This is a genomic window from Kitasatospora sp. SolWspMP-SS2h (genome assembly GCF_003259315.1).
GTDB classification, from domain to species: domain Bacteria; phylum Actinomycetota; class Actinomycetes; order Streptomycetales; family Streptomycetaceae; genus Kitasatospora; species Kitasatospora fiedleri.
Genome location: NZ_QLLT01000003.1, coordinates 256,063 through 274,221 on the forward strand (window position 1 = coordinate 256,063; position 18,159 = coordinate 274,221).

The 18,159-nt window shown below is 75.6% G+C and carries 18 protein-coding genes; 6 read left to right on the forward strand and 12 right to left on the reverse strand.

The window, feature by feature from the left end; genetic code table 11:
* Positions 1–413: 413 nt before the first annotated feature.
* The 3 genes from K353_RS05280 to K353_RS05290 form a co-directional block, all read right to left on the reverse strand.
* Positions 414–1,178, reverse strand: a complete 765-nt coding sequence (locus K353_RS05280) for an anti-sigma factor domain-containing protein (RefSeq protein ID WP_111552375.1) — start codon at positions 1,176–1,178, stop codon at positions 414–416.
* Positions 1,175–1,762, reverse strand: coding sequence for an ECF RNA polymerase sigma factor SigK (gene sigK, locus K353_RS05285; RefSeq protein WP_111552376.1), 588 nt, complete (start codon positions 1,760–1,762; stop codon positions 1,175–1,177). The genes K353_RS05280 and sigK overlap by 4 nt, the downstream gene beginning before the upstream one ends.
* 365 nt (positions 1,763–2,127) lie before the next feature.
* A complete protein-coding gene (locus K353_RS05290; protein ID WP_158585342.1) occupies positions 2,128–2,532 on the reverse strand; it encodes an SsgA family sporulation/cell division regulator in 405 nt (134 codons plus the stop codon).
* A 305-nt stretch (positions 2,533–2,837) separates the two neighbouring features.
* Between K353_RS05290 and K353_RS05295 the strand changes: the two genes are divergently transcribed.
* Both K353_RS05295 and K353_RS05300 read left to right on the forward strand, forming a co-directional pair.
* Positions 2,838–3,923, forward strand: a complete 1,086-nt coding sequence (locus K353_RS05295; protein ID WP_111552378.1) for an S-(hydroxymethyl)mycothiol dehydrogenase — start codon at positions 2,838–2,840, stop codon at positions 3,921–3,923.
* On the forward strand, positions 3,923–4,552 hold the full coding sequence (locus K353_RS05300; RefSeq protein ID WP_111552379.1) for an MBL fold metallo-hydrolase: 630 nt from the start codon (positions 3,923–3,925) through the stop codon (positions 4,550–4,552). The genes K353_RS05295 and K353_RS05300 overlap by 1 nt, the downstream gene beginning before the upstream one ends.
* 7 nt (positions 4,553–4,559) lie before the next feature.
* Here K353_RS05300 and K353_RS05305 read toward each other — a convergent pair whose 3' ends face one another.
* From K353_RS05305 to K353_RS05315, 3 genes are read right to left on the reverse strand one after another with little or no spacing between them, the layout of a single operon-like run.
* Entirely contained in the window at positions 4,560–5,207 is a 648-nt protein-coding gene (locus tag K353_RS05305; protein ID WP_111552380.1) for an AAA family ATPase, read from the reverse strand.
* A 51-nt stretch (positions 5,208–5,258) separates the two neighbouring features.
* A complete protein-coding gene (locus tag K353_RS05310; RefSeq protein ID WP_100834821.1) occupies positions 5,259–5,465 on the reverse strand; it encodes a ferredoxin in 207 nt (68 codons plus the stop codon).
* 47 nt (positions 5,466–5,512) lie between these two features.
* A complete protein-coding gene (locus tag K353_RS05315; RefSeq protein WP_111552381.1) occupies positions 5,513–6,703 on the reverse strand; it encodes a cytochrome P450 in 1,191 nt (396 codons plus the stop codon).
* A gap of 566 nt (positions 6,704–7,269) precedes the next feature.
* Between K353_RS05315 and K353_RS05320 the strand changes: the two genes are divergently transcribed.
* Positions 7,270–7,854, forward strand: coding sequence for a TMEM165/GDT1 family protein (locus K353_RS05320; RefSeq protein WP_111552382.1), 585 nt, complete (start codon positions 7,270–7,272; stop codon positions 7,852–7,854).
* A gap of 253 nt (positions 7,855–8,107) precedes the next feature.
* On the opposite strand, the gene K353_RS05325 is transcribed toward K353_RS05320, so the two are convergent.
* On the reverse strand, positions 8,108–8,611 hold the full coding sequence (locus K353_RS05325; RefSeq protein ID WP_100834824.1) for a MarR family winged helix-turn-helix transcriptional regulator: 504 nt from the start codon (positions 8,609–8,611) through the stop codon (positions 8,108–8,110).
* 72 nt (positions 8,612–8,683) lie between these two features.
* On the opposite strand from K353_RS05325, the gene K353_RS05330 reads away from it, so the two are divergent.
* Positions 8,684–9,868, forward strand: a complete 1,185-nt coding sequence (locus K353_RS05330; protein ID WP_370447561.1) for a PP2C family protein-serine/threonine phosphatase — start codon at positions 8,684–8,686, stop codon at positions 9,866–9,868.
* A 107-nt stretch (positions 9,869–9,975) separates the two neighbouring features.
* Here K353_RS05330 and K353_RS05335 read toward each other — a convergent pair whose 3' ends face one another.
* Positions 9,976–10,461, reverse strand: a complete 486-nt coding sequence (locus K353_RS05335; protein WP_158585343.1) for a MarR family winged helix-turn-helix transcriptional regulator — start codon at positions 10,459–10,461, stop codon at positions 9,976–9,978.
* Between the two features lie 242 nt (positions 10,462–10,703).
* Between K353_RS05335 and K353_RS05340 the strand changes: the two genes are divergently transcribed.
* Positions 10,704–12,395: a PP2C family protein-serine/threonine phosphatase gene (locus tag K353_RS05340; protein ID WP_111552384.1), complete on the forward strand. Its 1,692-nt coding sequence runs from the start codon at positions 10,704–10,706 to the stop codon at positions 12,393–12,395.
* Between the two features lie 26 nt (positions 12,396–12,421).
* Here the strand turns inward: K353_RS05340 and K353_RS05345 are convergent, their stop codons facing one another.
* Entirely contained in the window at positions 12,422–13,615 is a 1,194-nt protein-coding gene (locus K353_RS05345) for a low temperature requirement protein A (protein ID WP_111552385.1), read from the reverse strand.
* 73 nt (positions 13,616–13,688) lie between these two features.
* Positions 13,689–15,005 (reverse strand): VWA domain-containing protein, encoded by a 1,317-nt coding sequence (locus K353_RS05350; RefSeq protein ID WP_111552386.1) that lies wholly within the window; start codon positions 15,003–15,005, stop codon positions 13,689–13,691.
* A 97-nt stretch (positions 15,006–15,102) separates the two neighbouring features.
* Here K353_RS05350 and K353_RS05355 point away from each other — a divergent pair, with 97 nt between their 5' ends.
* Positions 15,103–15,747: a DedA family protein gene (locus K353_RS05355; RefSeq protein WP_111552517.1), complete on the forward strand. Its 645-nt coding sequence runs from the start codon at positions 15,103–15,105 to the stop codon at positions 15,745–15,747.
* A 128-nt stretch (positions 15,748–15,875) separates the two neighbouring features.
* Here K353_RS05355 and K353_RS05360 read toward each other — a convergent pair whose 3' ends face one another.
* Positions 15,876–16,730, reverse strand: a complete 855-nt coding sequence (locus tag K353_RS05360; protein WP_111552387.1) for a DMT family transporter — start codon at positions 16,728–16,730, stop codon at positions 15,876–15,878.
* A gap of 117 nt (positions 16,731–16,847) precedes the next feature.
* Positions 16,848–18,083, reverse strand: a complete 1,236-nt coding sequence (locus K353_RS05365) for a hypothetical protein (protein ID WP_199527992.1) — start codon at positions 18,081–18,083, stop codon at positions 16,848–16,850.
* Positions 18,084–18,159 lie beyond the last annotated feature (76 nt).

Sequence of the window (18,159 nt, forward strand, 5' to 3'; positions counted from 1 at the left end):
TCAGACCCGGCCGCTCAGGCCCGGCCGTGCGGGTCCCCGGCCGTGCGGGTCGGCGGTGGCGTCCGGGTAGCCCGCCGCCTGCATCACCGCCTCGGCGACCAGCCGGGCCTGTTCGGGCGTCAGTCCCTCGATCGCGTGGCGCAGCGGCCCGGCCCCGGCAGGCCGGACGGGCCTCCGCGACCTGGAAGGCCAGCCGGACGACCGCCTGCACCGGCGGCTGCCCGGACGCGCCGCGCAGCACCAGGGCGTACAGCCGGGATCGGTCCTCGTCCCGGAACGGCACCTCGGTCGGCATCGCGCTCTCCCCTCCCCCGTGGGGGCCCACCCCGTTCCCCCCTGCGGAACCTACCCGCGGGAGCGCCTGGTTCCCCCTCGACCCGCCCGGCCGGAGCCGGGCGGGTGCCCGGCCCGGTTCAGCTGAACGGCAGCAGCAGGACCGGGGCGGCGGTCGGGTGCGGGGAGCCGCCGGCCGGTTCGAGGGTGACGCCGACGCCGGCCGCGCCGTTCAGGGCACCGGTGAGCAGCAGGGTGCCGTCGCCGGTGGGGAGCAGGCCGGCCGGGCGCATGGTGCCGGCGTCGTCGTACCAGAGCTGGTAGGTGCGGCCGGGGCCCGGGGCGGGCAGGTTGGCGGCGAGGAAGCCGGCCCGGTCGCGGGCGGCCGACCAGACCACGGTGGCCGTGCCGCCGTCGGTGGCGGTCGTCGCGGTGCGGGCGTCCGGTGCGGTGAGCAGCGCGGTGACGGACTCCTGCTGCCGGGTGAGCGCCGCGACCCGGTCGCGGGCCCGTTCGGCCTCGCGGTGCTGCTGGACGGCGAGGCCGCCCGCGCCGACGGCCAGGGCGAGGCAGGCGGCGAGCGCCAGCTTCGGGACGCGGCGGGCGAACCGGGCCCGCGGCGGGGCCGGGCGGGCGACCCGCGGCGCCTCCTGCCGGACGCCCGGCAGCGCGGCCATGACCCGGGACTTCAGCTCCGGGGGCGGGGGCGCGGCCTCGGCCGCCCCGAGCCGGGCCAGGGTGGCGGCGAACTCGGCCGTCTCCTGGGCGCACGACGGGCAGTGGTCGAGGTGGCGCTCGAAGGCATCGTTCTCCTCGGGACTCAGCGCGTGCGCGGCGTACGCGCCGGTCAGGGTGTGCGGGTCGGGGGCGTGCCGGTCGCGGGTGCGCGGGTCGGTGGTGTTCACGCGCCCACCCCCAGGCAGTCGCGCATCCGGATCAGGGCGTCGCGCATCCGGGTCTTGACGGTGCCGAGCGGTGCGCCGAGCACCTGGGCGACCTCGGGGTAGCTGTAGCCGCGGTAGTAGGCCAGGGTGAGGGACTCGCGCTGGAGTTCGGTCAGGGTGCGCAGGCAGCGCCGCACCTGTTCGCGCTCCAGCCGTCCCTCGACCTGTTCGGCGACCTCGTCGTAGGGCGAGCCGCCGTGCGAGGCCGCCGCGGCCTTCCGGTCGCGGTCGGCGGCGGCCTGCGCGGAGCGGACCCGGTCGACGGCCCGCCGGTGCGCGATGGTCAGCACCCAGGACAGCACCTCGCCGCGGTCGGCCTGGTAGCGGGCGGCGGTGCGCCACACCTCCAGCAGCACCTCCTGGGCGACCTCCTCGGACTGCGCGACGTCCCGCACCACCCGCCGCACCAGCCCGAACACCGGGCCGGAGACGGCGTCGTAGAGCGCGGCGAACGCCTCCTGGTCGCCCCGCACCACCCGGGCCAGCAACTCCCGCAGTTCCGGTCCCGGCCGCCGTGGCGGGGCCAGTGACACGACGTGGCTCACCCGTCCACCCCGCCCACGACGTTCCTGCGCTGCACCACCGGCACGGGGGCCTCCCTACGGCGGCCGGAACCCCCGACCGCGACGACTCGATAACACGACTCACCCGCTCTTCGTCACGGCCCGCCGTCCGGATTGCCCCCTGACCCGGGCAGTTGTGCGGGTCCCCGTGCGGGTCCCGTCGCCGAGGCCCTCGGCCCGCCCTAGGCCCTGTCCGGTCGATCTTGTCGGATCAGTGCGCGGCGTCGGGCGCCCGGCTGGGAGTGCCGGCGGAACGCCCTCGTCCTGGGTGTACTCGGGTGTTTCGCCGGTGCTTCCAGCCGGGATGATCCGGCGTCGCGCGCCCGGCAAGATCGACCGGACAGGGACTAGGCGGCCCGCAGCCGGGTGATCAGGCCGTCGACGTCGAGGTGCTCGTGCTCGTGGCCGGTCGGGACGAGCGCGTAGCACTCCAGCAGGAAGCCGGTGACGACCTCCGCCGGGATGTTGACCACCGCCGCCCCCGTGCCGCCGTGCAGCGTGATCAGCACCTCGCCGTCGGCGCCGGGCCGGACGGTGACGTCGCCGTGCCCGGCGGGCGCGAGACGACCCTCGTTGAGCAGGTCGCGCCCGAACACCCATTCCACCGCGTCGATCCGACCGACCGGCGGGAACACCAGCCGGACCGCGTACGGAAGTGAGGAGTCGAAGTGCAGCCCGGCATCCACCGCCAGGTCCGGGTGCGGGCTGTGCGGAAGCGTGACGGCGGTGGACCAGCAGGTGGCGACGGCCATGCGGTGCGGCCTTCCTTCCAGATGGCGACGGCGAACGGTGCCGAAAGCTGACGGCATGGCCCCGATTACCCATCCGTCCCGCAGATCCGCGGATCGACGCAGAACCTTCACCGATGCCCTCCGGTCACCACACGAACGGCCGAATCCGCGGTGCCGGCCGGGAGCGCTCCCCGCGCGCGCCGGAGGGCCGAACGGGCGACTTCCCGTCCGGAACCGCGTAAGTTCGCTGCTGGGCGACGGCGCCCGCGCCGAACGAACCGGGTGCCGTCGCGGACCGAGTGCCGAGCAGAGGACGGGTACGGAAGATGGCTCAGGTTGTCCGGGGTGTGATCGCGCGGGCGAAGGGGGCGCCGGTGGAGGTGGTGCCCGTCGTGGTGCCCGATCCGGGGCCGGGTGAGGCGGTGGTGCGGGTGCAGGCGTGCGGGGTGTGCCACACGGACCTGCACTACCGGGAGGGCGGGATCAACGACGAGTTCCCGTTCCTGCTGGGGCACGAGGCGGCGGGCGTGGTGGAGTCGGTCGGCGGGGGCGTCGAGGACCTCTCGCCCGGCGACTACGTGATCCTCAACTGGCGTGCGGTGTGCGGTCGTTGCCGGGCCTGCAAGCGGGGCCGCCCGTGGTACTGCTTCGCCACCCACAACGCGAAGCAGAAGATGACGCTGGAGGACGGCACCGAGCTGTCCCCGGCGCTGGGCATCGGCGCCTTCGCAGAGAAGACGCTGGTCGCCGCCGGCCAGTGCACCAGGGTCGACCCGGCGGCGTCCCCGGCGGCGGCCGGTCTGCTGGGCTGCGGGGTGATGGCCGGTCTGGGCGCGGCGATCAACACCGGGCAGGTGGGCCGGGGCGACAGCGTCGCGGTGATCGGCTGCGGCGGCGTGGGCAACGCGGCGGTGGTCGGCTCCCGGCTGGCCGGCGCGGGCACGGTCATCGCGGTGGACGTGGACGACCGCAAGCTCGCCACCGCGCAGCGCCTGGGCGCGACCCACACCGTCAACTCCCGCGCGGTGGACCCGGTGGAGGCGATCCGCGGGCTGACCGGCGGCAACGGCGCGGACGTGGTGATCGAGGCGGTCGGCCGCCCGGAGACGTACCGGCAGGCGTTCTACGCCCGCGACCTGGCGGGCACGGTGGTGCTGGTGGGCGTGCCGACGCCGGAGATGAAGCTCGAACTGCCGCTGCTGGACGTGTTCGGGCGCGGCGGCGCGCTCAAGTCGTCCTGGTACGGGGACTGCCTGCCGGAGCGGGACTTCCCGATGCTGATCGACCTGTACCTGCAGGGCCGCCTGGACCTGGACGCGTTCGTCAGCGAGACCGTCCCGCTGGACGGCGTGGAGGAGGCGTTCGCCCGGATGCAGCGCGGCGAGGTGCTGCGCTCGGTGGTGGTGTTCTGATGGCGGCCCGGATCGAACGGCTGGTCACCTCGGGCGAGTTCAGCCTGGACGGCGGCACCTGGCAGGTCGACAACAACGTCTGGATCGTCGGGGACGACACCGAGGCGGTGGTGATCGACGCGGCGCACGACGCGCGGGCGATCGCGGCGGCGCTGGGCGGCCGCCGGCTGCTGGCGGTGGTCTCCACCCACGCCCACAACGACCACGTGGACGCGGCGCCGGAGCTGTCGGAGCTGACCGGCGCGCCGGTGCTGTTGCACCCGGCGGACGAGGTGCTGTGGCGGCAGACCCACCCGGACCGCGCGCCGGACGCCCCGCTCGCCGACGGGCAGCGGCTGGCCGTCGCGGGCACCGCGCTGACCGTCCTGCACACCCCGGGCCACAGCCCGGGCGCGGTCAGCCTGTACGCCCCGGAGCTGGGCACCGTCTTCACCGGCGACACCCTGTTCGCGGGCGGCCCGGGCGCCACCGGCCGGTCCTTCTCGGACTTCCCGACCATCATCGCCTCGATCCGCGAGCGGCTGCTGACCCTGCCGCCGGAGACGGTGGTGCACACCGGCCACGGCGATTCGACCACCGTCGGCGCGGAGGCCCCGCAGCTGGCGGAGTGGATCGCCCGGGGCCACTGACCGGACGTCAGCCCCCGGGGCCCGCGGGGTCCCCGGGGCCGGCGGGGCCCGCGGAGTCCCCGAACCGGACGCCGGCCAGCCGTGCGCGCGCGGGCGCGTCGGCCAGCAGCACCGACCGGGCGCCGGGGAACGCCGCCGGCCCGTTCCGTTCGAGCCGGGCCAGCAGCCGGGCGGTGCGCCGCACGTGCAGCCGGAAGGTGCGCGGCGCGGCGGTGCGGGCCCGGGCGTGCTGCCCGGCCAGGGCCTCGGCGGGGCGGACGGCGAGCAGCACCACGTGCAGTTCGCGCCCGTGCCGCCGGGCCCAGTGGGCGAGCGCCCGGCGCATCCACCAGCGGCTGGCGCAGTCGTGCACCAGCAGCGGGCCGGGGCGGCGGAACGCGGCCCGGGTGCGCAGCAGGTGCAGCAGGCGCACGGCGGGGCGGTAGACGGGGTAGGGCAGGGCGGCGGGCATCCGGGCCTGGCAGGCGAGCCGGGTGGCGCGCGGGTCGATCAGCCCGGCGGGGGCGTCCCAGCGCCGCAGCAGGGTGCTCTTGCCGCTGCCGGGGACGCCGCCGACCACCACGACCGCGTCCGGCCCGTAGTGCAGGGCCAGCGGCGGGCCGGAGCGGCCGCGCAGGTCGGCGATCCCGCGCGGGGCGTACCGGGTGACCTGCACGTGCTCGCTCCTCCCCCGCGGCTCGCTCCTCCCCGCGGTGCGCCGGGCAGCCTACCGGGGCGCCCCCTCCTCCAGCCGGATCGCCCCCGCCGGGCAGGCGGCGACGGCGTCGGCGACCTCCCGGACGAGTTCGGCGGGCGGCCGGGCGTCGAGCAGCACGACGGTGCCGTCCTCGTCGCTCTGGTCGAACACCTCGGGGGCGGCGAGGACGCACTGCCCGGCGCCGCAGCACCTGTCCCGGTCGACGTGGACGATCATGGTGGTTCCTCTCGCCATGGCGGTTCCTCTCGTTCCGGTTCCGGGGTTCACCAGGCGACGGGCAGCGACTCGACGCCGTAGACGGTCATCTCGTGCCGGAAGCGGATCTCCTCGAAGGGCACGGCCAGCCGCAGGCCGGGCAGCCGGCGCAGCAGGGTGTCGAGGGCGATCTCCAGTTCCAGCCGGGCCAGCGGCTGGCCGAGGCACTGGTGGACGCCGAAGCCGAAGGCGAGGTGGCGGCGGGTGTCGCGGGTCAGGTCGAGCGCGTCGCCGTCGGGGTAGCGCTCGTGGTCGCGGTTGGCGGTGTTGAGCTGGCAGATGACGCCCTCGCCGGCCCGGATCGGCACGCCGGCGATCTCGGCGTCCTCGATCGCGACCCGGGTGACGCCGGTCTGCACGATGCTGAGCCAGCGCAGCAGTTCCTCGACGGCGGCGGGCGTGGCTTCGGGGTGGGCGCGCAGGTGGGCGAGCTGGTCGGGGTGGCGCAGCAGGGCGAGGACGGAGAGCGCGGTCATGTTGGCGGTGGTCTCGTGGCCGGCGATCAGCAGCAGGCGGCCCATGGCGCCGATGTCCTGGGTGGAGAGTTCGCCGCGGGCGACCAGGCGGCTGAGGATGCCGTCGTCGGGGTGGGCGCGCTTGCTGTCGGTGAGGGCGTCGAGATAGTCGACCAGGCTCTGCTGGGCGGCGGTGGCCTGTTCGGTGCTGGTGCTGCGGTCCAGCAGGGTGCGGCTGCAGTGCTGGAAGAACTCGTGGTCCTCGTAGGGGACGCCGAGCAGCAGGCAGATCACCAGGGAGGGCAGCGGGAGGGCGAAGTCGGCGACCAGGTCGGCGGCGGTGCGGCCGGCGGTCATCCGGTCGAACAGGTCGTCGGCGACCTGCTGGATGGCGGGGCGCAGCGCGGCGGTCTTGCGGAGGGTGAAGTCGCCGGTGAGCATCCGGCGCAGGTGGCCGTGCTCGGGGTCGTCCATCCGGATGAACGAGGTGTTGCCGGTGCCGAGTTGGCGGGCGGCGGCGCTGAGGAAGGGGAAGCCGGGGCGGGTGGCGTCGGCGCTGAAGCGGGGGTCGGCGAGGACGGCGCGGGCGTCCTGGTGGCGGGTGACCAGCCAGCAGGGGGCGCCGTCCCAGAGGGCGACCCGGGTGACGGGTTCGTCCTGCCGGGCCTGCTGGTAGACGGGCGGCGGCGCGAACGGGCAGGCGCCGCGCGGGGCGGGGTGGGAGGTGGTGGCGGCAGTGGCCATGCTGGGGTCCCTTCCCGGGGCCGGGGGCTGCCGCCCGGGCCCGGTGGGGGCGGGGCGCGACAGGGCGGCCCGGCAATTGAGTGCCTAGGGCAACTAACTCACGGTCACGCTAACTCGCGTTCCGTGGCCACGGGAAGGACACCCGGCCGCCGGGGCGGATTCTGTCCTGATTCCGGCGTGTCCGAACGGCCGCCGCGGGCGGCCGTCCCCGCACCCACCAGGCGGGTCCGGGCCGGGCGGGGCGGGCGGGCGGCCGGGCGCGCGGGCGAGAACGGGCCACCGCCCGTCCGGGGGCGGTTTCCCCCCGGCTCCGTCGATCGCCTACACTCGGAGCCGCGAAGGGGAGTAGTCCCGAAACACCACCGGTCGACACACTGGACGGCGCGCCCGTCCCGGCCCGTGGGTCGCGGCATGCGAGCCGCCGCGACGGACGAGACCTTCGGCCTGTGCATGACCCTGCCGCGCCACCGCGCGGGAGGTCTCGTCGTGCCGGGCCGAGAGGTTCGCCCGTCGCCCGCCCGGTGCCGTTCGAGCCCGCGGCCCGGCCCCTTGCAGAAAGCACCGCGATGTCCTTCGACCCCCTGGCGATGCTCACCGCCTTCGGGCTGATCTTCCTGGCCGAACTTCCCGACAAGACGATGTTCGCCTCACTGGCCATGGGCACCCGCATGCGCCCGCTCTACGTCTGGTTCGGCACCTCGGCGGCGTTCATCGTGCACGTGGCGATCGCCGTCGGCGCGGGCAGCCTGCTGAGCCTGCTGCCGGGCCTGGCCGTCAAGCTGGTCTCCGCCGCGCTGTTCGCCTTCGGCGCGGTCGTGCTGCTGCGCTCGGGCGGCGACGGGGACGACGAGGAGGGCGGCCCGAAGACGGTCACCGGCTTCTGGCCGGTCTGGGCGACGGCGTTCACCACGGTGTTCATCGGCGAGTGGGGCGACCTGACCCAGATCACCACCGCCAACCTCGCCGCCACCAACGGCTGGCTGCCCACCGCGATCGGCTCCGCCGCCGCCCTGATGTCGGTCTCCGCCCTGGCCCTGCTGGTCGGCCGGGTGATCGCCAAGCGCGTCCCGCTGCGCACCATCCAGCGGGTCGGCGGCCTGTGCATGGCGGTCCTGGCGGTCTGGACCCTGGTCGAGGCGTTCACCGGCTGACGGCCGTCCCGCCCCGGCGGCCCGGCCGCTCCCGCCCCCGCCCCGGCGGGACGGCCGGGGCGTCGTCGCCCACCCGCGCCGCGGGGGTCGCGGGCGGCGGGGCCCCGTAACATTTGCCGTTTGACAACAATGGCCTGTCGGCAACAATCTTGCGTCTGAGTCAGGCGCGCACAGCAACCTCCCGGGGACGGTTCCCCGGGGGGCTTCCCCGCTGCCCGCCGTTGGGAACCGGGCAGGAGGCACGGTGGGTGTGCTAGGCCGACCGCGTCGCCGAAGGCGACCCGGCGACCCCGAGGGCGGGCGGACGGACGGTGCCCGCCAGGACGTCCTGGAAGGACTCCAGGCCGCGCACCAGGGCCTTGCGCTCCGCGGGCGGCATCGCGTCCAGGACCGCCCCGATCTGCCGCTCGCGCCGGGCCCGCAACTCGGCGAGGAAGGCCAGGCCGCGACCGCTGAGCCGCAGCTCCAGCTCGCGCCGGCTGGTGGTGCTCGGCGCGCGGTCGAGGAACCCGACCGCCTCCAGCCGGTCGCACAGGCGGCTCGCCGAGGACGGCGTCGAGTCCAGCGCCTCGGTCAGCGTCCGCAGGTTGATCCCGTCCTGACGCTCCAGCACATACATGACGCGCAACTGTGACGCCGACAGGGGGGCGGTCGCCAGATCGCGTCCGCCGCCCCAGAGGATCTCCAGCAGTTCCACCACCGAGGACGCCGTTTGCGCGGCGTCGCCTGGACCCGGAAGGGCGGAGAAGGGGCTCATGGTCCCTATCTTGGCACTACCGGTCACCCACGGGCAGCCGTCCGACGGCCGCCCGGTCCGCTTCTCGACGAAATGACCGACGTGACGAACCTGATGGCAGTCGAGCGCGCCCTGCGCACCGCTGCACCCCACGACCTGCTCGACGCCCTGCGCGACTGCCTGACCCGGTGCTACGCGGCGTCCGAGGTCGAGCTGCTGATGATCGACTACAGCCTCAGCGTCCTGCAGCCGGTGTCCGCGCGACGGCAGCCCGGGGCGGCGGTCCCCGCGCACGGGAACCCGGCCGGGCGGGCCTTCGGCGCGCAGGAGCTGTTCGCCCAGGAGGACGGGCACGACGGGGCGGTGATCGCCTACGTGCCGGTCACGGTCCGCGGCGACCGGCTCGGCGTCCTGACGGCCCGACTGCCCGCGGGCGGCCTCACCCCGGAGGTGGCGGATGAGCTGTGCGAGATCGCCGAGATGCTGGCCCGCGAGATCCTGGTCGCCGGGCGGGACACCGACCTCTACCTCCAGGCCCGCCGCCGCAACCGGCTCACCCTGGCCGCCGAGATGCAGTGGCAGCTGCTCCCCGCCCAGGCCTGCCGGCACGCCGAGTACGCGATCGGCGCGCAGTTGGAGCCCGCGTACGCGATCCACGGCGACAACTTCGACTGGTCGGCCGGCGGCGACCGGCTGGTGCTGACCGTCTCCAACGGGATGGGCGAGGGCATCGAGGCCGCGCTGCTCACCAACCTGGCCGTCAACGCGCTGCGCAACGCCCGCCGGGCGGGCATCAGCATCGCCGACCAGGCGGCCCTCGCCGACCAGGCCGTCTACGCCCAGTACCGGGGCCGGATGTTCCTCTCCGTCCTGCTGCTGGACTTCGCGCTGGACACCGGCCGGGTCCGGGTGGTGGACGCGGGCTCCCCGCAGCTGCTGCGGCTACGCACGAGCACGGTCGAGCGGGTGCCCTTCGAGGCCCAGCTGCCGCTCGGCATGGCGGACGAGACCCCGTACGGCGAGCAGGAGTTCGAGGTGCGGCCGGGGGACCGGCTGATCATCGTCAGCGACGGCGTCTCCGAGGTCGCCTCGACCGCCGGGGAGCGCTACGGCGAACGGGCGCTGATCCGGGCGATCCACGCCACCCGGCTGCTGCCCGCCGCCGAGGTGCCGCGGGCGATCCTGGCCGAGCTGGCCGGCCACCGCGCCGCCGACCCGGACGACGACGCCCTGATCGTCTGCGTCGACTGGTACGGCCGCCCGGGCGCGGACGCCTGAGCCGGGGCCGGTGGGCCGCGGCCCACCGGCCCCGGCAGACGAGCGGCCCCGGCCGGTGAGCGGCCCGCCGACGGTCCGCCGCCGACGGCCCGGCGGGTGATCCGGCGTCAGGACGGGCACTGCGGGCCCGGGTCGGCGACCGTCAGCTCCGGCGCGGCCGGGGGCAGGTCCTGGACCAGCGTGCAGAGCTGCTCCAGCGCCTCGTACAGCACCGGCTGGTCGGCGGCGGCCGCCGCCGACAGCGCCTGGCTCAGCAGCTCGCGGCGGCGCCGCCGGGTCGCCTCCAGCAGACGGTCGCCGACCGCGGTGAGCGAGACGGCGACCTTCCGCCCGGACTGGACCCGGGCGACCAGCCCGCGGTGCTCCAACCGGTCGTAGAGCCGGGTCGTCGACGAGGGGCTGAGACCGAGTCTGGCGGCCAGCACGGTGGGGTTGCCGCTGCCGTCCTCCAGCACCAGTAGCGCCCGCATCTGCTGGTCGGAGACGGCAGCGGCCACCTCCTCGTGTGCGCGCCGCCACAGTTCGATCATGGCTTCGGCAACGTGTTCGGCAGCGCGGATCGCGTCTTCCGCGCGGCTTTCCTGCCCAGGCATGGTGCGTTCCTCCACACGTGTCGCTGCCGCGCGCGTACCCGAACAACGGGGGGACATGTGGGGAATTCACGCATTCGGGGGAAGGAACCCGTTTCAGACGGCCTCCGGCGGCTACACTTGTCGCGAGACAAATGTTGTCGGACAGCACACGTCGACCGCCGCGCCCGGCCGACGGAGGGGAGAACCAGGCGGCCCCGCCGCCCTCGACACCGCCCTCCCCCGCTCCCCGCGACTAGGGAACCATGACCGCTCCGTCCTTCGTCCAGACGATCACCTCCCCGGCCGAGGCGGCCCGTGCCCGGTCCACGGTGCACCACCTGGCCCGGTGGGCCGGCCTGCGCCCGCTCGAACGCGTCCGGCTGACCTCCTCGCTCACCGCCCACCTGCAGCGGCTCACCGCGGAGCGCTGCGCGGCCCGGCTGAACGTGCAGGGCGCCGGCTCCCCGCCCCGGCTCCACCTGGCGCTGTACCCGCAGGCCGCCGCCGACACGCCCGTCTGGCAGACCACCCTCACCGTGGGCCCGCCGGAAGGCGGACTGCACCCGGCCTGGCAGGGGTCGGCGGACGGCGGCGGCGGCGACCCGACCACCGACCTGGTCGAGGCCCTGTTCGCCGGGGACGCCGACGCCTCCGCCGTCCTCGACCTGCTGGAGTGGCACAGCCGCGAACTGGAGGAGACCAACCGCGGCGTGGTGGCGCTGCACGCGGAACTCGCCGAGGCGGACCGCGCCCAACGGCTCCTGCTGGCCTCCGAGCAGGCCGCCCGGCTGCACGCCGAACGGATGCGCGCCCGCCTCACCTTCCTCTCCGGCGGCGGCGCGCTGCTCAGCGCCTCGCTGGACCGGGCCGAGATCCTGCGCCACCTCGACGAGTTGCTCGTCCCCGGCCACGCCGAGCGGGCGGACGTCTGGCTGACCGACCACGCCGGCCGGCTCCTCCCCGCCCCCGGCGGCCCGGGAGCCGGCCGGCCCGTCCCGGACGCCGACCACCCCGTCGCCGCCGCGGCCCGCACCGGCCTGCCGCAGCGCGCCGCCGCCGACGGCCCGGACGCCCCCGCCCGCCTCGCCCTCCCGCTCACCGCCCGCAACACCGTCCACGGCGTGCTGGACCTGGTCCGCGCCGCCGACTTCGACCCGGACGACGTCGCCATGCTGACCGAGTTCGCCGGCCGCGCCGCCGTCGCCTTCGACAACGCCCAGCGCTACGAGCGCGAGCGGCACACCGCGGAGACCCTCCAGCGGGCCATGCTCACCGACCTGCCGACCGGCTCCGGCGTCCGCCTCGCGGCCCGCTACCTCCCGGCCACCCGCGGCATGAACGTCGGCGGCGACTGGTACGACGCCTTCACCCGCCCCGACGGCTCGCTGCTCACCGTCGTGGGCGACGTCACCGGCCACGGCCTGCGGGCCGCGGTGATGATGGGTCAGCTCCGGCACGCCCTGCGCGCCTACGGCATGAGCCAGGACTCGCCCGGGGAACTGCTCACCCGCCTGCACGTCTTCCTGCGCCACACCGAGCCCGGCCTGTGCGCCACCGCCGTGATCGCCCACCACCGCCCCGGCAGCCCGGAGGTCACCTGGGCCACCGCCGGCCACCTCCCGGCGCTGCTGCGCGGGGCCGACGGGGAGACCCGGGCGCTGCGGCAGCGTGGCGGGGCGATGCTCGGCCTCCCGATGGACCAGACCATCCACGACCACCGCCTCCTCCTCGCCCCCGGCTCCGCCCTGCTGCTCTACACCGACGGCCTGGTCGAGCGCCGCCGCGAGGACGTGGCCCTCGGCATCGACCGGCTCGCCGCGGTCCTCGGCTCCTCCGCACCGCTCGGCCGCGGCGACACCGAGGCCGGTGCCGAGGACGTCCTGAACCGGATGCTGCCGAACTGTTCGCGCGAGGACGACATCTGCTTCCTGCTCACCCAGGCCCCGGCGGCCTGACCGGCCACCGGCCCCCGTCCCGCCCGCTACCCGGCGCGCTCCGGGCGGTAGCCGCGCGCCCACAGGGTGGCGAGCAGCAGCAGGAGCACCACCGGGCCGGCGGCGAGCGGCACCGGCAGCAGGGCCAGCAGCAGCGGCAGCAGCACAGCCGGGGCGAAGTGCGCCAGGAGGCCGCGCGCCCGGCCCGGGGTGTCCAGGGTCGGCAGCACCGCCACCGCCGTCACCGCGAAGTAGCCGGCCAGCGCGGCGCAGAGCAGCCGCCGGGTGTCGTCGGGCAGCGGGCCGCCGGCGTGCTCGACCGCCCGGCCGAGACCGGCCGCCAGCGCCGCCAGCGCGGCGGAGCCCAGCGCGTGGCAGAGCAGCACCCAGCGCGGCCGGCCGCCCGCGAGCAGCTGCGGGAAGGCGACCGCGCCGCGCCGCACGCCCAGCACCGACAGCGCGGCCAGCAGCGTCATCGCGGCCAGCCCGGTCCAGGCCAGCCGGGCGTCCCAGTGCTCCTGGTCGGACGCGGCGCGGATCACCTGGATCACGCCCTCGCCGAGCACGATCACCATGAACAGGCCCAGCCGCTCCCCCAGGTGCGCGGCGTCCACCTCCGCCTCGCGCAGCTCCGGCAGCGGCCGGTCCGCCCCCGGCCCGCCCGGGTGCCGCCGCTGCCGGGCCCGCCAGCGCGCGGCGATCCGCTCCCGGTCGTCGCCCCTGGCGGCGGCCAGCAGCAGCGCGTCCACCAGCAGGCCGGCGCCCCACAGCCAGTAGCGCCAGCCCTCCGGGGCGAAGAGCGAGACCACCCACGGCACCCCGCCCGCCGCGTACTGCGCGATCGGCCAGTCCGGCACCACCAGCAGGCTCCGGCCCTGCCGCCACAGCCGCCCCGCGTACCAGCGCAGCAGCACGTAGGCGAGCGCGAAGGCGTTGGCCCGGGCGCTCTCGTGGACGCCCTCGACGGCCGCCGCCATCACCGCCATCCCGGCCATCGCCACGAACAGCGCGAACGAGCTGGTCCGCTCCGCGACCACGTCCCCGTACACCGTGAAGCACGCCCAGCTCAGCCAGAACGCCCCGAACAGCAGCCCGTACAGCCCGACCGCGCCCCAGTCCGGCCCGGTGTGCAGCAGGTGCGCCAGCTGCCCGACCCCGGCCACCGCGATCAGGTCGAAGAACAGCTCGTTCCACCCCGCGTGCCGTTCGGCCGCCGCGCCCGTCCCGTCCTCCGCGTCCACCTCCCCATGATCGGCACCGCCCGGCCGGGGACGGCTCCGGCGCGCCGCGCGCGCCCCGGGCGCCGCGTCCGCCTCAGCGCAGGATGCCCGCCCGGCGGGCCGCCGCCACCCACTGCGGGAACTCGGACAGCAGGCGGTCGTAGAGCTCCGGGTCCGGGAGGGTGCTGATGTCGTCGACCGCGAAGAAGCCGACGTTGTCGACCCGGCGGCCGGGCAGCGTGTCGAAGCGCTCCAGGACGCCGTAGTCGCCGTGGCCGAGGCCGACGAACTGCCAGAACACCGGCTCCTCGACGGCCGCCCGCAGCTCGCGCTCGATCTCGCTGTTGCGGTAGACGCCGCCGTCGGAGAAGAACAGCACCAGGGTCGGCTCGGCGGTCGGGTGCTCCCGGACGTGGTCGCGGACCTGCGCGATCACCCGCTGCTCGTCGTTGCCGACGCCGACGGACTTCATGTCGATCCGGCCGTCGGGCAGCGGCGGGCGGACCTTGCGGCGGCCGAACAGCGAGAGCTCGCCGACCCGGACGTGCCGGCCCAGCCACTGCGGCAGCTCGGACAGCGGCAGGTCGGGCAGCCGGGCGGGCCAACTGGCGAAGGTCCACGCCTGCATGGTGCGGTCCGTGTCCAACTGGGCGGCGACGGCCGCCATCCGCTCCACCACGTCGGCGACCACGCCCCGCTGGTAGAGCCCGGCCATCGAACCGGAGGCGTCCAGCACCAGGACCACCCGCGCGGTGAGGTGCTGGGCACCGTGCTTGCGCAGGCTGACCGCGACCTGCCGCTTGCGCAGGCTCAGCCGCTCGCGCATGTCGGCGGGCAGCGCCGACTCGTCCGGTGCCGAAGCCTCCTGACGCTCCGCCACCTCCGGTACGGGCACGGGCACGGGCACGGGTACGGGCGAGGGCTCCGGCTCCGGCTCCGGGAGGGTGAACCCGTGCGCGACGGCGAGGCCCGCCAGGCCGTCCGTCCAGCCCTGGCCGACGGCGCGGAACTTCCAGCGGCCCTCGCGCCGGTACAGCTCGCCGCAGACCAGCGCGGTCTCCGCGCCCGCGCCGGGGTCGAAGCGGGCCAGCCCGGCCCCGCCGCGGGCGTCACCGAGCAGCAGCGACAGCCCGGGGACGGCGCCGAGCCCGGCGCCGTCCGAGAGCGCCAGCAGCAGCACCCGCTGCACGGCGGGCGCCAGCGCGGCCAGGTCGACGTCGATCCCGTCCGGCCGCACCAGGACGCCGGGGGCCTGCGCCCGGACCAGCCGGGGGCCGTCGTCCGGGCCGATCAGCAGCGCGGCGGTGGCGACCGCGGGGACGCCGGGCCCGGCGCGCCAGGTGAGTCGGGCCCGGACGGCGGCGGCGTCGACCGGCAGGTTGCCGCCCTTGGGGAGTGGAGTCGCTGTCACCTCCCCAGTCTGCCCGCCGCGACCGCGCCGGGCACCGTCCGGTCCCGGTCCGCCGCGCGTGCGCGGGTTACGGTGGGACGGGAGCGAGGTGGTCCGGGTGCGGACGGTGACCGACTGGCTGGGCGGCCTGTCCGGGCCGGTGGTGTACGCGGTGGTGGCGGCGCTGGTGTTCGCCGAGGACGCGCTGTTCTTCGGCTTCGTGCTGCCCGGCGAGACCGCGGCGGTGCTCGGCGGGGTGCTGGCCCACCAGGGCGGTGTCTCGCTGGGCTGGATCCTGGTGACGGTGGTGGGCGCGGCGGTGCTCGGCGACTCGGTCGGCTACGAGGTGGGCCGGCGGCTGGGCCCGCGGGTGCTGGAGACCAAGTCGCTGCGCCGGCACGCGGACCGGATCGGCCGCGCCCAGGACCTGATCCGCCGCCGGGGCCCGGCGGCCGTCCTGCTGGGCCGGTTCGTGGCCTTCTTCCGCGCCCTGATGCCCGCCCTGGCGGGGGTGTCCCGGATGCCGTACCGCCGGTTCCTGCTCTTCAACGCCCTCGGCGGCCTGCTGTGGGGCGTCGGCTTCGTCCTGCTCGGCTACTTCGCGGGCGCGGCCTACACCAGGGTGGAGGGGACGGTCGGCCGGACCGCCGCGCTGGTGGTGGCGGGCGTGCTGGTCGTGGCGGTGCTGGTCCACTACGTCCGCGGCCACCGCGGGGAGCACGCCCGGGAGAAGGAGCGGGGGCACCCGGGCGGGGACGACTGACCCGACCGGAGCGGACCGTTCGGCCCCCGGCCCGGCCCGGGTGGTGGTGGACCCGAACGGCCGCCCGGTGCGGGCGCGCGTCGCGGCGCGGACCACGGGACGCCCTGCGGCGGGGCGCGGCGGCCGGTTCAGGGCGCCGTCCCGCGGATGTTCGGGACGGCCCGGACCAGGGTGACCACGCCGACGGCCACCAGGGCGACGGCGAGGAGTTCGGGGATCAGCAGCAGGCCGGTGCGGACCTCCTCGTCGAACAGGACGACGCCGAGCAGCAGGCTGACCGAGGCGTCGCCGATGGTCAGCGCGGGCTGGGAGGCGAGCAGCGGGCCGGCCTGGAGGGCGTTCTCCAGCAGCAGGACGGCGGCGATGCCGGTGAGCGCGAAGCCGTACGTCTGCCAGGCGGTCAGGAAGGCGGCCGGGCCGTGGTCGGAGAAGGTGCCGGTGGCGGACTTCAGCAGGGCCGCGGTCAGCGCGTTGCCGATCGCGGCGGCGGCGCCCAGGGCCCCGGCCCGGAACACCGGGCCCCGGCCGCGGGCGGCGGCCACGCAGAGCGCCATCGCCCCGAGGCAGCCGATCAGGACGGGCGTCCACCGGCTCATCGGCGCGTGGTCCTCGGCCCCGGAGGGCGCGGCGCACCCGAGGAACACCGCGAGGCCGCCGACCACGGCCGCGACGCCCGCCCAGGCGGCGGGCGGGATCCGCCGGTGCAGCAGCGGCGCGGCGATCAGCAGCGCGAACGGCAGTTCCAGCACGAAGACCGGCTGCACCAGCGCGAGCGGCCCGAACACCAGGGCCAGGGCCTGGAACAGCGCCGCCCCGGCCACCCCGAGGATGCCCAGCACCCAGGCCGGGTCCCGGGCCAGCACCGCCAGGAAGCGCAGTCCCCCGCCCCGCGCCACCCGGGACGCCGCCTTCCGTTGGAAGGCGGTCCCGGCCGCGTTGGAGGCGGCCCCGAGCACGGCGAACACCACAGCGAGCACGTCCACCCGGGACCGGTTCCCCCTTCCGCGCGCCCGAACCCCCGCTTCCCCCGGACGGCCGAAGCCCCTTCCCCCGGCGGGGAAGGGGCTTCGGCGCGGCGGTCACCGCCGGCCGGGCGGCGGTTACCGCTGGCCGGTCCAGGCGGAGCGGGGCTGGGTCTTCACGCCGCGGAGGGAGGCCGGGTCGATGTCGACGTCGGCGTAGAAGACGCCGAGGTTGTAGCCGTCGCCCTGGGTGTTGACGGTGATGTTGATGTCGCTGTCGCCGTTGCGCAGGTACGGGGAGACGTCCCAGCGGTTGGCGTCGTAGCCGAAGGAGTTGGGGTAGGCGGGGTTGCGCGGGAAGCGCTGGGCCGGGTCGGCGTTGTCGAGGTTGGAGGTGAAGGCGTCGTTCGCCGGGTGCAGGGCGTCGGAGAAGCGGGTGAGCGGGCCGTTGGTGGACTTCATGTCCATCGTGTCGCCGGTCCACTTGTGGTCGCCGTCGTAGACGACCCAGCCGAGGTGGCCGGTGACGGGGCCGTTGGCGGGGGTCTTGATGCCGCTCAGGACGCCGGTGAGGGCGGGGCTGTTGGGTAGTTCGGGCTGGAAGCCGTCCCAGACGTGCAGGTGGCGCAGGGGCTCGCACTCGCGCTCGTAGGCGACGACGACCGTCCAGCCGCCCCAGCTGTGGGCCTTGACGACGGAGTCCATGTCGGCGGCCTCGTAGGTGCCGGAGCCGTGGTTGCGGACCTGCTCGGTGATGTCGGCGGAGGCCTGGTAGCTGCTCTCGTCGTCGGTGGTGATGTAGCCGATGGAGGGCTGCTGGTTGGCGATGTTGGTGTACTGGACGTCGCCGGGGAACTTGAAGTAGATCTCGTCGATCTGGCTCTCGGGCAGGACGGTGCTGCCGATGCCGCGGGTGCCGCCCCAGTAGAGGCGGGCGAACTTGACGGTGGCGTCCTCGGGGATATGGAGGTCGGCGGAGCTGGAGGAGTAGATCGGGTCGCCGAGCGGGCCGATGTGGCCGGGGCCGTCGATGTTGATGTACTTCATCTGGAAGTTGTTGTTGATCGGGCGCGACCCGTCCCCGTTGCGGGCCTGCGCGCAGGGGGCCTGGGCCGGGTCGACCGGGGGCTGGGTCTCGTCGCAGGTCATCAGGGTGTTGCTGATGTGGGTGATGCTGCCGTGGAAGTCGCCCTCGAAACGGGTGGTGAAGGGCAGCCGGTTCTCGGTGATGGTGGTCGCCGCCGTGATCCGCTGGTGGGGGGCGGCGGGGCGGCTGTCGGTGGAGTACGCGGCCGGGACGGCCAGGGTGCTCGCGGCGGCCACGAAGGCGGAGGTGGCGATCAGGGCGCGCCGGGTGGGACGGGGACGAGACAAGGCGTGGTCTCCTCTGACGAACGGTCGGTGGCCTTCTTCCGAAGACACGCCAACCTGACCATCCGTCAGACCGGAG